At 28.4% G+C, this 14,178-nt stretch carries 15 protein-coding genes; 5 read left to right on the forward strand and 10 right to left on the reverse strand.

What is annotated here, in order from left to right:
• Window positions 1-101: 101 nt before the first annotated feature.
• From ribB to tpx, 6 genes are read right to left on the reverse strand one after another with little or no spacing between them, the layout of a single operon-like run.
• The gene (gene ribB, locus SHK09_RS03340) at window positions 102-1,247 is read right to left on the reverse strand and encodes a 3,4-dihydroxy-2-butanone-4-phosphate synthase (protein WP_319809363.1); all 1,146 of its coding nucleotides are present in this window, start codon (window positions 1,245-1,247) and stop codon (window positions 102-104) included.
• 4 nt (window positions 1,248-1,251) lie between these two features.
• Entirely contained in the window at window positions 1,252-2,700 is a 1,449-nt protein-coding gene (locus SHK09_RS03345; RefSeq protein ID WP_319809364.1) for an LptF/LptG family permease, read from the reverse strand.
• Window positions 2,701-2,759: 59 nt separating this feature from the next.
• A complete protein-coding gene (locus SHK09_RS03350) occupies window positions 2,760-3,416 on the reverse strand; it encodes an outer membrane lipoprotein carrier protein LolA (protein WP_319809365.1) in 657 nt (218 codons plus the stop codon).
• Between the two features lie 34 nt (window positions 3,417-3,450).
• Window positions 3,451-5,937 carry a DNA translocase FtsK gene (locus SHK09_RS03355; RefSeq protein WP_319809366.1) on the reverse strand — a complete coding sequence of 829 codons (2,487 nt, stop codon included), beginning with the start codon at window positions 5,935-5,937 and terminating at the stop codon, window positions 3,451-3,453.
• Window positions 5,938-5,970: 33 nt separating this feature from the next.
• Window positions 5,971-6,351, reverse strand: a complete 381-nt coding sequence (locus SHK09_RS03360) for a diacylglycerol kinase family protein (RefSeq protein ID WP_319809367.1) — start codon at window positions 6,349-6,351, stop codon at window positions 5,971-5,973.
• Window positions 6,352-6,355: 4 nt separating this feature from the next.
• Complete coding sequence (gene tpx / locus SHK09_RS03365; RefSeq protein ID WP_319809368.1) at window positions 6,356-6,853, reverse strand: thiol peroxidase; 498 nt, start codon at window positions 6,851-6,853, stop codon at window positions 6,356-6,358.
• A 194-nt stretch (window positions 6,854-7,047) separates the two neighbouring features.
• On the opposite strand from tpx, the gene SHK09_RS03370 reads away from it, so the two are divergent.
• The 4 genes from SHK09_RS03370 (at window position 7,048) to SHK09_RS03385 (ending at window position 9,624) form a co-directional block, all read left to right on the forward strand.
• On the forward strand, window positions 7,048-7,614 hold the full coding sequence (locus tag SHK09_RS03370) for a fasciclin domain-containing protein (protein ID WP_319809369.1): 567 nt from the start codon (window positions 7,048-7,050) through the stop codon (window positions 7,612-7,614).
• A gap of 133 nt (window positions 7,615-7,747) precedes the next feature.
• Window positions 7,748-9,145, forward strand: a complete 1,398-nt coding sequence (locus SHK09_RS03375) for an MATE family efflux transporter (RefSeq protein ID WP_319809370.1) — start codon at window positions 7,748-7,750, stop codon at window positions 9,143-9,145.
• Window positions 9,146-9,187: 42 nt separating this feature from the next.
• Entirely contained in the window at window positions 9,188-9,316 is a 129-nt protein-coding gene (locus tag SHK09_RS03380) for a hypothetical protein (RefSeq protein ID WP_319809371.1), read from the forward strand.
• Window positions 9,317-9,399: 83 nt separating this feature from the next.
• Window positions 9,400-9,624, forward strand: coding sequence for a hypothetical protein (locus SHK09_RS03385; RefSeq protein ID WP_319809372.1), 225 nt, complete (start codon window positions 9,400-9,402; stop codon window positions 9,622-9,624).
• Window positions 9,625-9,696: 72 nt separating this feature from the next.
• Here the strand turns inward: SHK09_RS03385 and SHK09_RS03390 are convergent, their stop codons facing one another.
• The 4 genes from SHK09_RS03390 to SHK09_RS03405 form a co-directional block, all read right to left on the reverse strand.
• Complete coding sequence (locus SHK09_RS03390) at window positions 9,697-10,215, reverse strand: OmpH family outer membrane protein (RefSeq protein ID WP_319809373.1); 519 nt, start codon at window positions 10,213-10,215, stop codon at window positions 9,697-9,699.
• Window positions 10,216-10,296: 81 nt separating this feature from the next.
• Window positions 10,297-11,571, reverse strand: a complete 1,275-nt coding sequence (locus SHK09_RS03395) for a DUF2254 domain-containing protein (protein ID WP_319809374.1) — start codon at window positions 11,569-11,571, stop codon at window positions 10,297-10,299.
• Window position 11,572: 1 nt separating this feature from the next.
• Window positions 11,573-12,487, reverse strand: coding sequence for a tRNA (adenosine(37)-N6)-dimethylallyltransferase MiaA (miaA, locus tag SHK09_RS03400; RefSeq protein ID WP_319809375.1), 915 nt, complete (start codon window positions 12,485-12,487; stop codon window positions 11,573-11,575).
• Entirely contained in the window at window positions 12,488-13,312 is an 825-nt protein-coding gene (locus SHK09_RS03405; protein ID WP_319809376.1) for an ion transporter, read from the reverse strand.
• 191 nt (window positions 13,313-13,503) lie between these two features.
• On the opposite strand from SHK09_RS03405, the gene SHK09_RS03410 reads away from it, so the two are divergent.
• The gene (locus SHK09_RS03410; protein ID WP_319809377.1) at window positions 13,504-14,160 is read left to right on the forward strand and encodes a DUF4331 family protein; all 657 of its coding nucleotides are present in this window, start codon (window positions 13,504-13,506) and stop codon (window positions 14,158-14,160) included.
• Window positions 14,161-14,178: the final 18 nt, after the last annotated feature.

Consider the following 14,178-nt stretch of genomic DNA (forward strand, 5'->3'; position numbering starts at 1 on the left):
AAAGTAAGTAGATTTTTGTTGCCTAAAGCTTCTTTTCTTTGTTCCGTTAAAATACCGAACAAAGAAAAAGATAGCTATTAATAGACTAATATAAAGTATAATTAATAAGTTACATAATCTACAATTTCTAAACCATAACCAATAATACCAACTCTTTTGGTTTGTTGAGAATTTGTAATTAATTTTAATTTACTAATATTTAAATCGTGTAAAATTTGAGCACCAATACCAAAATCTTTATTATCTAATTTAATTTCTGGTGCTTTTATTTCTCCATGTTCTTGATTTTCTTTTAGAATACTTAATCTCTGTAATAAGTTTTGAGATTGGTTTTCTTGATTAACAAAAAGAATTGCACCTTTTCCTTCATCATTAATAACCTGAAACATTTGATCTAATTTCTTGTCTGCATTATTTGTTAACGTACCAAGAATATCATTATTTACTAAAGTAGAATTTACACGTGTTAAAATACCTTCTTCTTTAGACCAAGAACCTTTTGTTAAAGCAATATGAATTTGTTTATTGGTTGTTTGTTCGTATGCTCTTAATCTAAATTCCCCAAAACGAGTAATTATATTAAAATCATCTTTCTTTTCAATTAAAGAATCATGCTCCATTCTATAAGCAACTAAATCTTCTATAGAAACTATTTTAATATCAAACTTTTTTGCAACTTCTAGAAGTTGTGGTAGACGAGCCATAGTACCATCTTCATTCATTATTTCTACAATAACTCCTGCAGGTTCTAAACCAGCTAAACGTGCAAAGTCAATTGCAGCTTCTGTATGACCTGTTCTTCTTAAAACACCACCTTCTTTAGCTTTTAAAGGAAAAATATGTCCTGGTCTTGCTAAATCGAAAGGTTTTGTATCTTTATTTACTAGAGCCTGCATTGTTAATGCTCTGTCTGCAGCAGAAATACCTGTAGTTACACCTTTACCACGTAAATCTACAGAAACGGTAAAGGCAGTTTCCATAGGATCTGTGTTGTTGTGAACCATCATACCTAAATCTAATTCCTTACAACGTTTTTCGGTTAACGGTGCACATATTAATCCACGGCCATGAGTTGCCATAAAATTAATCATTTCTGGAGTTGCTTTTTCAGCTGCAGCTAAAAAATCTCCTTCATTTTCTCTGTTTTCATCGTCAACTACAATAATTACTTTTCCGTTTCTTACATCTTCAATTGCATCTGCAATATTGTTAAGTTGTGTATTTTTTTTGTTTGATAAAGAGGTCATAATTTTATATGTCTTTTTTAGACTTAAATTTTAAAAAGAAATTTTTAATTGGGTTTAGAATTGCATCTACATTAAATAAACCTTTGTCTTTTGTTGCTCTTCTTGTTAAGAATATACCTAATGGTATCATAAACAATGCAGATATCCAAGAACCTAATAAAGAAGAAATTGAACTTTCTTCTGCTAGGTTTTTTCCCATAGTATTTCCGAAGAAATAAAGAACGTAAATAGCAATTGCTAGAATCATAGGTAAACCAAAACCACCTTTTCTAATAATAGAACCTAAAGGAGCTCCTATAAAGAATAAAATTAAGCAAGAAAGAGATAATGCAATTCTACCATAGTATTCAGAATCGAAGAAGTTTAATGTCTTTCTTTTCCATTTAATACTTTTTATATTGTTCTTAACATTAGTAACAGCACTATTTATTTTTAATTTTGATCCATTTAAAATACTAATCTTATCCTTTAGAGAAAAGTTTGCTAATATATTTGTAGCATCTATATTTTCTGCTTTTATAGAATCGGCATATTTGTATAGTTGATTCGATTTAGCTATAGATGATATACTTTTTGTTCTAGATAAAAGTAGTTCGTTATAGGAATTTTTTAAAACAGGTATTGTGTCATTAAGCTGCTCTAATTTTAGCATCTTAAAATTATTCTTAATTCTTTCTTGGTCTAATTCACCATCACCAACAATATCAGAAATATCAATATTAAATTCATATTCTTTAAATGTTGCTTGTGAAGCAGGCATTTTATCTTTTTTAGAACGTGATGTTGTAGATTTCGTGTGATCTTCATAATAATAACCATCGTAAAGAATAAAGGTCATGTATCTACTTCCTTCTTCAGAAATAATTTTTCCTCTATCTGCAGTTATTACTTTTTGGTTTCCATGTCTAGAACTTAAATCATAAATTAATACATTTTTTAATAGGTTTTTTTCTTCACCATACTTTTCGTCAAACTTAATTTGATAATTAGGTAAATCGCTATTAAAACTCCCAGGAACTAAAGCTAATGCTGGTTTTTTCTTTTTTATATTGTAGTATAGATTTTGCTGTTTAAAAATAGCATATGGAAAAATGTTATTTAAAAAAATAAAATTGATACCACTTAAAATTAGTGTTAAAAATATAAGCGGTCTTACCAAACGTTGTAATGAAATTCCTGCAGATTTAGCAGCTGCAAACTCATAGTTTTCACCTAAAGCACCTAAGGCCATAATAGATGATAGTAAAACTGCAATTGGTAATGCTTGTGGCACTATACTAAGAGATGTATAGTATAAAAACTTTAAAATAAAAGTTACACTAATACCTTTACCCGCTATACTTTCAAAAGTTTGCCAAAGTAACTGCATTACCAAAACAAACAAAACAATTAAAAATGTAGCTGCAAAGGGTACAAGGAATGTTTTTAAGATGTATTTATCTAAAATTTTCATTGAAGCAAAAGTAGTTTCTTAAATATAAATATGCTACTAATTTTCTGTTAATTGAAAAATTAGTCTATTGTGTATTTCTGACTTAAATATTTTGCTTTATTAAAAGAGAAGAAACTTGCAGATAAATCTTCATTCTTTTTAAATTTAGTAATTGTAAATGTAGTTTTAGATGCGTTTGCACCTGTTTGTATTAGTTTGTAAATATGCTTTGTCTTTGCATCTATACCTAATTCTACCTTTACAATTTCAGAATTACTATCTATTGGGTTTAAAGTTACAAACTGTATGTTTCTACCTTTAATATTCTTTAAATCTCCCATTTCTAAGTTATATCCTTCTTTATAAAAGGTTAATAGTTTAGATGGATAAATAAAACCATCATCACCACTTAAATCGCTGTCTGAAACAGATATTTCTTTTTCATCATGATTAATTACGTATAATTTTTTACCATCATAAATAAACTGATTTCCTAAATAATTTAGACTGTATTTTTCTCCTTGTAAGTTAATTTCACCTCTAATTGGTGGTTCATCTCCTTCTTTTATACCAGCATCTTCATTACTTAGAGTTTGGCTAAAACCAATGTACATGTTTTTATAAGCACCCATTTTAGTAGATACTTCGTCTAATAAAGATTTTGCTTTAGCATCACTTTGTGAAAATGCCATTGTAGTTATAAAAAGACTTAAAAATAAGATTCCTATTTTCTTCATAATTTAATACTTGTCAACTCTTATTTAAAAGAGATTATACTTTTTTTTCGTTTTCTAATAATTGATCTAAAGCTACAAAATCTGGCACTAAAACCTGTCTTGCTTTACTACCTTCAAAACCACCAACAATACCTGCAGCTTCTAACTGATCTATTAATCTACCAGCTCTATTGTATCCTAATTTCAATTTTCTTTGCAATAAAGAAGCAGAACCTTGTTGAGCTGTAACAATTATTTCTGCAGCATCTCTAAAGAGTTTGTCTCTATCTGCAATGTCAATATCAATAGTTGTGCCACTTTCATCATCTACATATTCTGGTAATAAATAAGCTTCTGCATACGCTTTTTGAGAACCAATAAAGTCTGTAATTTTTTCAACTTCTGGTGTATCTACAAACGCACATTGTATTCTATTTAAATTATTACCTGCAGTATAAAGTAAATCTCCACGACCAATTAATTGATCTGCTCCACCTGCATCTAAAATTGTTCTAGAATCTATTTTAGAAGTAACTCTAAATGCAATTCTTGCAGGGAAATTGGCTTTAATTATACCTGTAATTACATTTACAGAAGGTCTTTGTGTTGCTACTATTAAGTGAATACCAATAGCTCTGGCAAGTTGTGCTAAACGTGCAATTGGTGTTTCTACTTCTTTACCAGCTGTCATTATTAAATCTGCAAATTCATCAATAACTAAAACAATATATGGTAAAAATTGATGCCCGTCATTAGGATTTAATTTACGTGCTTTAAATTTAGTATTGTATTCCTTTATATTACGAACCATTGCGGCTTTAAGCAAATCGTAACGGTTGTCCATTTCTATACAAAGAGAATTTAAAGTATGTACAACCTTTGTTGTATCTGTAATAATTGCTTCTTCTACGTCTGGTAATTTTGCTAAATAATGACGTTCAATTTTATTAAATAATGTTAATTCTACTTTCTTAGGATCTACTAATATGAATTTTACTTCAGCAGGATGTTTTTTATATAATAGTGATGTTAAAACTGCATTTAAACCAACAGATTTACCTTGTCCTGTTGCTCCAGCCATTAATAAGTGAGGCATTTTAGCAAGATCAACTACAAATGTTTCATTAGAAATGGTTTTTCCCAAAGCAATTGGTAATTCCATATCCGATTCTTGAAATTTCTTTGAAGAAATAACAGAATGCATAGAAACAATAGTAGATTTTTTATTTGGCACTTCAATACCAATGGTTCCTTTTCCAGGAATTGGTGCAATAATTCTAATTCCTAAAGCAGACAAAGAAAGTGCAATATCATCTTCTAGATTTTTAATTTTAGAGATTCTAATTCCTGCTTCTGGTACAATTTCATACAAAGTAATTGTTGGTCCTACAGTTGCTTTAATTTCTGCAATACCAATTTTGTAATTTTTTAAAGTCTCTACAATTCTATCTTTATTTGCCTCTAATTCTTCTGGGTCTATAGAAATTGTTTCGTTGTATTGTTTTAATAAATTGAAGGTAGGAAACTTAAAATTAGCCAATTCTAAGGTAGGATCAAATTCACCAAAATCTTTTACTAATTTATCTGATAAATTTTCTGCTACACTTTTTTCTTCTTCAATTTCCTCTACATCAATTTCTACTTCTTTTTCCTCTTCAACCAACACTTCTGTTTTTAAAACAGGTGTTATTTTATCTTCAACAGTTAATTTAATCTCTTCTTTTTTAGTTGTTGTGTCTGAATGTTTAGAAATTGTAGGTTTTAAGTTTACTACAGATTTTTCAAATTCTGATTTCTCTTTTTTATCTGAAGTTAAAGAAATTGTTTCAGAAGTTTTTTCTAAGACAGTTTTTGTTGCAACAACCTTTTTAATTTCTTCTAAAGTAGTGTCTTCTTCTGTCTCTAATAAAGGTTCTGCATCTTCTTTTTCTAATCTTGCTGCTCTTTTTTGTCTTATTTGTTCTATAAATAAATCGAAAGTTACTTTATAACGAATAACAATGTATGCTAAAAATAAAAAGACTAATAATATAGAAAGGCCTGTTTTTCCTATAAAATCTTGCAAGTAACTGTTAATTTCGAAGCCAACAATACCAGAAAGTAAAGCAAATTTTTGATGTAAAAAACCTAAAGTTATAGAAACTAGAACCATGGCTATTAAGCCCCAATTCCAAGAAATAATTATTTTAGATAATTTTCTTTGTAATAAAACATTTAGTCCTGTTAAAAATAATTGAAATGAGATTACAAATGCTGCAATACCAAAACCTTTATAAATAAAAAAGTGACTTAAATTAGCGCCTATTTTTCCTAATAAATTATTGCTTTTTACGGCTCTGTTAGATAATTGATCTAGTGTACTTTGATCTTCTTGCCAATTAAAAAAGAAAGAAATAAATGCGATGCATAAAAAAAGTGAAAACAACATTAGAAAAATGCCAAAAATTGTTTGTGCTTGTTTTGTTTTTAAAAAAGCAAAAATACTTGGTTTAATTTCAGATGTTTCTGTAGTCTTTTTTGTGCTAGGTTTTCTTTTAGCCATTAAGTATGTATCGTGTTTTTAAAGTAAGTTACGCTAAAATAGTAAATTGATTTTTGGAATGTAAATGATGCCAGCAATTATTAAAGAGATTATTCCTGCAAATGTTGGTGCACCAGCAGCAATGTCTTTTATAAAACCTATTTTTACATGAAAATCTGGGTGCACAAAATCTGCAACTTTTTCTACAGCAGTATTTAATGATTCTGCAACCAAAACCATTCCTATTGCTAAAAATTGAAGCATCCATTCTACATTAGAAATATTAAAGTAAAAGCCTAAAATTGTTGCAATAACTGCAACACCAACTTGTACTTTAATACTATCTTCTGTAGTTAATAGCAACCAAGTTCCTCTAAAAGCAAACTTTAAACTGCGTATTCTTCCTCTAACAAAACTGTCATTTGGGTTTTTCATGTAATTAGATAGCTTTTAATGCAGCTTCATAATTAGGTTCATTAACTATGTCTGAAACTTGTTCTGTATAAGTAACTGTTCCTTTTTCATCTAAAACAATAACAGCTCTAGAGTGCAAGTGGGCTAGTGGTCCGTTAGAAATATCTAAGTTATAATCTTTACCAAAACTTCCTGTTGCAAAATCAGACAGCATAATTACGTTATCTATTCCTTCAGCACCACAAAAACGAGCTTGAGCAAAAGGCAAATCTTTAGAAATACAAAGAACAACTGTGTTTTCTAATTCAGAAGCTTTTTTGTTAAACTCTCTTACAGATGTAGCACAAGTTCCTGTATCTACAGATGGAAAAATGTTTAAGATTACTTTTTTACCAGAAAAATCTGATAAAGATTTGTTACCTAATTCTACTGTTGTTAATGAGAAATTAGAAGCTTTAGAACCAACTTCTGGTAAATTTCCTATTGTATTTATTGCATTTCCTTTTAAAGTTATATTTGCCATTTTATTTAGTTTTAATTAAAAATCAAAAGTAAGAATAATTAAATTATTTGAGTAATTATAAACTCTTAATCATAAGAAATAATTAGTTTATTTTTTTCTAAAATATATTTTTTTAATGATTTCATAAAACCAAGACTTAAAAAATTGCGTAAGTGTGGTTGAAACAAAATTAATAATCATTAAAATTATATATTATGAAGAAATCAAATTTTATTAAAACATCAGTATTCGTATTTGCATTATTTTTAGGTCAGTCTTTTTTTGCTCAAAAAACTAAAATGGTTGGTGGCGCAGAAATGTATCCCTCTAAAAACATTGTAGAAAATGCAATAAACTCTAAAGACCATACAACTTTGGTAGCTGCAGTAAAGGCAGCAGATTTAGTAAGTGTTTTATCTAGTGAAGGTCCTTTTACAGTTTTTGCTCCAACCAATAAGGCTTTCGATATGTTGCCTGAAGGAACAGTAAGTACTCTATTAATGGAAGAAAATAAGATGAAATTACAATCAATTTTAAAATACCATGTTGTTGCTGGTAAATGGAATGCAAAAGATCTTGTTAAGTTGATAAAAAAAGGAAATGGAAAAGCAGTAATTAAAACAGTAAGTGGTGGTGTTATTACTGCTTGGATGAAAGGAAAAGAGGTTTATATTTCTGATGAAAATGGAGGTAAAGCAAAAGTTACAATTGCTAATGTAAACCAATCTAATGGTGTTATTCATGTAATAGATGCTGTTTTGTTACCAAAGCCAGCAATGTAGAAAAAACAATAATTATTGTAATTAAAAAGTCACTTTTAAACGAGTGGCTTTTTTTGTACTTTTATTTTACAGAATAGCTATTAACTTATCTAATTACTAATTGTATTTTTGCAGTCTTTAAAAGAAATTATAAGTGAATATAGCACAATATACATCTGAATTTAAATACAATTGGAAACTTGCTGCGCCTGTAATGTTAGGAATGTTAGGACATACATTTGTAAGTTTTATAGATAATATTATGGTTGGTCAATTGGGTACGGCAGAATTAGCAGCTGTATCTTTAGGTAACAGTTTTATGTTTATTGCAATGTCTATTGGTATAGGTTTTTCTACAGCAATTACACCATTAATAGCAGAAGCAGATTCTTCAAATAATTTTGAACAAGCTAAATCTACTTATAAACATGGGTTGTTTTTGTGTACAGCTTTAGGTATTTTATTGTTTTTATTGGTTTTCTTTTCTAAACCATTAATGTATTTAATGCAACAACCAGAGGAAGTGGTCGAATTGGCAATTCCGTATTTAGATTTGGTTGCCTTTTCATTAATTCCGTTAATAATTTTTCAAGCGATTAAGCAGTTTAGTGATGGAATGTCGATGACGAAATACCCAATGTATGCTACCTTAATAGCAAATATTATAAACGTAATTTTAAATTACCTTTTAATTTTCGGGAAATTTGGTTTTCCAGAAATGGGAATGGTTGGTGCTGCTTATGGTACATTGGTTTCTAGAGTTGTAATGGTAATTTATCTGTGGGCATTGTTACGTTATAAAGAACGTTCTAGTGCTATTGTTAAAAATATAAAGTTCTTTGTTTTAGATTTTCTAATGATTAAAAGAATTGTAAATTTAGGTTCTTTAAGTGCGATGCAAATGTTTTTTGAAGTAGCTATTTTTACTTCAGCAATTTGGTTAAGTGGTTTGTTAGGTAAAAATCCGCAAGCAGCAAACCAAATAGCATTAAACTTGTCTTCTATGACATTTATGGTTGCCATGGGTTTAAGTGTTGCTTCTATGATTAGGGTAGGAAACCAAAAAGGATTACAAAATTATAAAGAATTACGTAGAATAGCTTTTTCTATCTTTTTATTAGGTATTCTATTAGCTGTTTTCTTTGCTTTGTTATTTTTTATTTTCCATAAAAGTCTACCAAACTTATATGTAGATTTAAGTGATACAGCAAATTATAAAGATAATATGGAAGTGATGACGATTGCAGGAAACTTATTATTAGCTGCAGCTTTCTTTCAAATTTCAGATAGTATACAAGTAGTAATGTTAGGAGCTCTAAGAGGTTTACAAGATGTAAAAGTACCAACTATTTTAACCTTTGTTTCTTATTGGGTTGTTGGTTTTCCTGTTTCTTATTATTTCGGAAAAGAAGAAATGTATGGTAGTTTTGGTATTTGGCTAGGTTTGTTAGCAGGTTTAACAACAGCTTCAGTTTTATTATTCATTCGATTTAATTCCTTAACTTTAAAGCTCATTAAAGAGAAAGAAAACAATCTTAAACATATTGTTTAAAAGGAATAACTTTTTTAGTGAAATATTAAAAAACAAAAAACTATGACTTTTTTAGAAATTACATTATCGAATAGAAGTATGCTATTAATTGGTGCTGCAACAGCAATTTTAGTGGTATTAATTCTTTACATTAGAGCAAAACGTATTAGCAAGAATAAATTAAAAAAATAAATTAAAAACTTTTTATTTAGTTGTTTTCCTTTATTACTGAATAACATTTTTAAATAAAAAAAAACAAAGAACTTTATTATACAATGGAATTACCAAAATTTTTATTAGCAGACAACAGTAAATCTCCAGAAGATATTTTTGTATTGCATACAGAATTTCCTCGTTTTATGATTAATCTAAAAGATGATGAAATAGAATGGTTTGAAGATTTAACAGGAGAAAATGAAGAAGATATTGCTACAGAGTTAGCAGATTTAATGGATAAAGCAGGTGTGTTTTATGATGAAGAAATGAAAGAATTTGAATAACTAATTAACTTTCTAAACATAAAAAAAGCCTTACATTTAATGTAAGGCTTTTTTTATGTTGTTATTTGTAATTTACTTTTTTGGTTCAGGAATTGTAATCCCTAATTTTTTAATTACTAAATCTGTAATATCAAATTTATTATCCATATAAGCAAACTGATTACCTGTTGTAGTTAATATTTGAGTATATCCATTTGCTTTAGAAACAGCTTCAATAGCATTGTTTAATTTCTTGTATAAAGGACGCATTAATTCGTCTCTTTTTAAACCCATTAAAGTATTTCCGTTTTTTTGATACTTTTTTATGTCTTGATCTATAGCACCTAATTCTGCCTGAATAGTTTTTTTCTCTAAATCTCCCATTGCATTTTCTTTACTCTTGTAATCATCTAGCTTAGCTTTAAAATCATCAACTTTAATACTAAACGAAGAGTCTAATTTTGCACCATATTTTTGGGTCATTTTAATAACCACTTTCGTTTCTGGCATATAGTTGATAATATATTCACTATCAATGGTACCAACTTTTGTTTGTGCAATAGATAATGTGCTAACAAAAGCAATAAATAATACTGTAATTTTTAATTTCATAATTTAAATTTAGTGAGACAAAGATATAAAAGCGATTTGTTTAATGAAATTTCTATTTTAATAACAAGGTTAACTCCTTATTTACTTCATAGAATTCATGTTTTCTAATCTTTTTAAATCTTCAATATTAGTAATGTTTGTATTTGCATCAGCTAATAAATTACTGATTTCTGTGTTAATAATTGTATTGTATTCTTCAAATTTAGATTTCTTTTCTACGTTTTTTAAACAAGTTAAAAGTTTTAAAACAATAACAATATCATGCGAGCAATAAGTTCTTAAAGACGCCATAATAGGGTATAATAAATCTTCAAACTTTAAAAAATTTACAAGTACCAAGGTAACATTGTCTTTTTGTGTAACCTCAATATTTTTTTTCTGAACTCTAAGTATTAATAATTCAGAAAGATAATCGATAGCATTTATTGCTGTTCCTGGGTCATTTATTCCTGGCGACATAGATTTTACAGCTACTTCTGTAATTTGCTTAAAAGCAAGTAAATAATTATCATCTATTAATTGTCCTTTAGAAAAACTAAAGTTTGCATGTATTTTATCTAAAAGATCTTTATTAACTGCAATATTGGTTTTAAATAAAACAGCATCTTCGCTGCAATAAGAACCTTTATCTGCTAATACCTCTAATTTAAAATTATTTTTATGTGCTAAATCTATCAAGTTATCTAAAGATAATAATTTAAAATAGCCAGTACATTTTGTATTATGATGAACCCATTTTTTGGTGTCAATTACTTCGTTATTTGCTTTTTCTTCATCATTAATTAATTGTACTAATTTTTTTTCTGCAGACACATAAATCTTCAGTAAAATATTATTTATTTGAATTTCTTGTGATATAGAGTGAATAAAGTAGATAAAAGAAGCCAATGAGCTAATCATAAAAACAATAGAAAGTAAAACCGAAAAACCAGGAAGTTGGTACGCTTGCCCTTTGGGTTCTATAAAAACTAATATAAAAATGCAATAAATTATAGTGAATAAATAAATTCCTAAAACTATTTGATGTCTTCGATTAGAAATTAAACCGGGTAATAATCTTGGTGAGAAGTTGCTAGAAGCTTGGTTTAATAAAATCATAACCATAGAGAAACTAAAAACCATTATAGAGGTTAAGCCTGCAATAAAAGTAGCTAAAATTGTTCTAGCCGTTTCTTCATCATTAATTACTAATTCTGGCAGAAACTCTTGTAAGTAAGCAGAAATACCTTGGTTTTCTGCAAACATCATTATATAAGCAAAAATAACACCAGCCAAGGCTATAATAGAAGGAAAGAAAGCTATCTTATTTTTTAAATTATAAACTTTACTTAATAAGGTAGAAAATTTATCCTTCATCTTAATTTATTTTTTTACTGATTGTATTTTTAATGGTTTCGAAAGCAGTTAAATAATCGAACCATAAAGTTTCCTCATCTCTTTTAAACCAAGTTAGTTGTCTTTTAGCAAAACGCCTTGTATTTTTTTTAATTTCTGAAATAGCAAATTCTTTAGTAAATATAGTGTCGAAAAAAGAAAATAACTCTCTGTAACCAACAGTTTGCAGCGCATTTAATGTTTTATGAGTATAAAGGCTTTTAGCTTCTTCTAGCAAACCATTAGCAATCATTATATCTACACGTTGGTTAATACGGTTGTAAATAATTTCTCTATCTGCGTTTAAACCAACTTTTATTACATTAAAATTTCTTGGTTTTTTAGGTTTATTTTTAAATGTTGAATAAGGAATACCAGAACTAATACAAACTTCTAAAGCTCTCATAATTCTATGCGGATTGTCTATTGCAATTGTATTATAAGTCTCTAAATCTAACTTTTTTAATTGTTCTTGAAGAACTTCAATTCCTTCTTTTTCTAGCTTTAAAGTTAGTTCTTCTCTTATTTTAGCATCAACATCCGGAAAATAATCTAAACCCTTTAAAACAGCATCTACATATAAACCGCTACCACCAACCATTATTTGAACAGGGTTTTCTGTAAAGAGTTCTTCTAGTTTTTCTAAAGCATCTCTTTCAAATTCGCCAACATTATAAGCTTCAAAAATACTTCTATTTTGAATAAAATAATGTTTAGCAGCAGCTAGTTCTTCTGGTTCTGGAACTGCGGTTCCTATTGTCATTTCCTTAAAAAACTGTCTAGAATCGCAAGAAATAATACTTGCATTAAAAGCGTTGGCTAATTTTATACTTAAGGCTGTTTTACCAATAGCAGTAGGACCAACTATGGTAATTAAGGTGTTTTTAGAATTCTTCATTTAGTTTAAAATACTTCCGCAGTTATGACAAAAAGTAGCACCTTTTGTATGTTTTTCTTTTAAGCAAGTTGGGCAAGATTGGGTGTTTGTGTCTATTTCTGCATCTGTTTTTGTCATTTCAGAACTTACAATACCAGTAGGTATAGCAATAATAGAATACCCTAAAATCATTATTACACTTGCTATTAATTGCCCTAAAGGTGTTTGTGGCGCAATGTCACCAAAACCAACAGTCGTTAAAGTTACAATTGCCCAATAAATACTTTTAGGGATGTTTGTAAACCCGTTTTCTGCACCTTCTATCATGTACATTACAGTTCCTAAAATAACGCAAACAATTGAAACAAAAAATAAGAAGACTGCAATTTTAGCCTTACTTGCATTTAGTGCTAATAGTAATTTGTTAGAAGCACCAACATAACGCCCTAATTTTAAGATTCTAAAGACTCTTAATAGTCTTAAAGCTCTAAGTGCAACAAGGTTATGAGAACCTATTAATATAAATGAAAGATACTTAGGAATTGTAGATAGCAAATCTATTATGCCGTAGAAACTAAAAATATATTTAAAAGGTTTTTTTATAGAGACAATACGAAGAACGTATTCAATAGAGAAAAAGATGGTAATAATCCATTCTCCTATATTTAATAAAGTATGGTATTCATTATCAAAGCTTTCTACACTTTCTAGCATTACTAACAATATACTTGCTAGAATTGCTATTAGTAAAATTACGTCAAAGAATTTACCTTGTTTAGTATCTGCTTCATAGATAATTTCATGAAGTTTTTCTTTCCAAGAAGGTTTTTTTATAGAATCACTCAAAATTTAGCTTGTTTTTCTATTACAATACTACAATTTTTTATTTGTTTTAAAAATTTTTCATTCAATTTTATCAGTATTTACAAGGGTTTTAAAATAAAATCAAAAAAAAACAACCTTTTTTAAAACCGTACTTTAAATCTTCTCGTAAGTATGTGTGAGATTCAATTAAATATAAACTAAAAACTCACAAAATGAAAAAAAGTAAAATTTTATTAGGAACTGTAATTCTTGGAATTATCGGTTTAATTACAGTAGCAGCAGATCATATAGATGCTCCAGCAGCAGCAGGAACTTCTGCAGACATTACAGATTTTTATGCTTTTCAAGCAGAAGATACAGATAATTTGGTTTTTGTTGCTAATGTGCAAGGTTTATTAAGTCCTACTGCAACAAGTACAACTGTTTTCGATGAAAATGTATTAGTCGAATTTAATATTGATACAGATGGAGATAATGTAGAAGATTTAGTTATTCAAGCAATACCAAAAGATGGTAAGATGTATTTCTTTGGACCAATAGGGCCATTATCTACAGGGAAAAATAGTAATATTTCTACGATGTCTTCTATAAAAGGAGAAGTTGCAATTACTGCTTATGGTTCAAATGCTGTTATAGGAACTAATAATTCTGGAATGAAAATGTTTGCAGGACCAAGAGATGATCCTTTCTTTATGGACTTTGCTAGATATGGAGAAGTTGTTGGAGGAACAGCACCTGGTTTTAATAATCCTGGAGCAGATACATTTGCAGGTTCTAATGTATTATCTATAGTTGTAGAAGTTCCTAAAAGTTTAGTTGGTACTTCTGGTACAATTAATACTTGGGTAGAAGCAAAAGTAAAACAATAATTAACAAACTTTAAAACA

Source organism: Polaribacter sp. PL03, from assembly GCF_033875165.1.
Lineage (GTDB): Bacteria > Bacteroidota > Bacteroidia > Flavobacteriales > Flavobacteriaceae > Polaribacter.

Coding starts and splice junctions, on each gene's coding strand:
- ribB (WP_319809363.1), bottom strand. CDS start 1,247: ATGACCTCTTTATCAAACAAAAAAAATACACAACTTAACAATATTGCA.
- SHK09_RS03345 (WP_319809364.1), bottom strand. CDS start 2,700: ATGAAAATTTTAGATAAATACATCTTAAAAACATTCCTTGTACCCTTT.
- SHK09_RS03350 (WP_319809365.1), bottom strand. CDS start 3,416: ATGAAGAAAATAGGAATCTTATTTTTAAGTCTTTTTATAACTACAATG.
- SHK09_RS03355 (WP_319809366.1), bottom strand. CDS start 5,937: ATGGCTAAAAGAAAACCTAGCACAAAAAAGACTACAGAAACATCTGAA.
- SHK09_RS03360 (WP_319809367.1), bottom strand. CDS start 6,351: ATGAAAAACCCAAATGACAGTTTTGTTAGAGGAAGAATACGCAGTTTA.
- tpx (WP_319809368.1), bottom strand. CDS start 6,853: ATGGCAAATATAACTTTAAAAGGAAATGCAATAAATACAATAGGAAAT.
- SHK09_RS03370 (WP_319809369.1), top strand. CDS start 7,048: ATGAAGAAATCAAATTTTATTAAAACATCAGTATTCGTATTTGCATTA.
- SHK09_RS03380 (WP_319809371.1), top strand. CDS start 9,188: ATGACTTTTTTAGAAATTACATTATCGAATAGAAGTATGCTATTAATT.
- SHK09_RS03385 (WP_319809372.1), top strand. CDS start 9,400: ATGGAATTACCAAAATTTTTATTAGCAGACAACAGTAAATCTCCAGAA.
- SHK09_RS03390 (WP_319809373.1), bottom strand. CDS start 10,215: ATGAAATTAAAAATTACAGTATTATTTATTGCTTTTGTTAGCACATTA.
- SHK09_RS03395 (WP_319809374.1), bottom strand. CDS start 11,571: ATGAAGGATAAATTTTCTACCTTATTAAGTAAAGTTTATAATTTAAAA.
- miaA (WP_319809375.1), bottom strand. CDS start 12,487: ATGAAGAATTCTAAAAACACCTTAATTACCATAGTTGGTCCTACTGCT.
- SHK09_RS03410 (WP_319809377.1), top strand. CDS start 13,504: ATGAAAAAAAGTAAAATTTTATTAGGAACTGTAATTCTTGGAATTATC.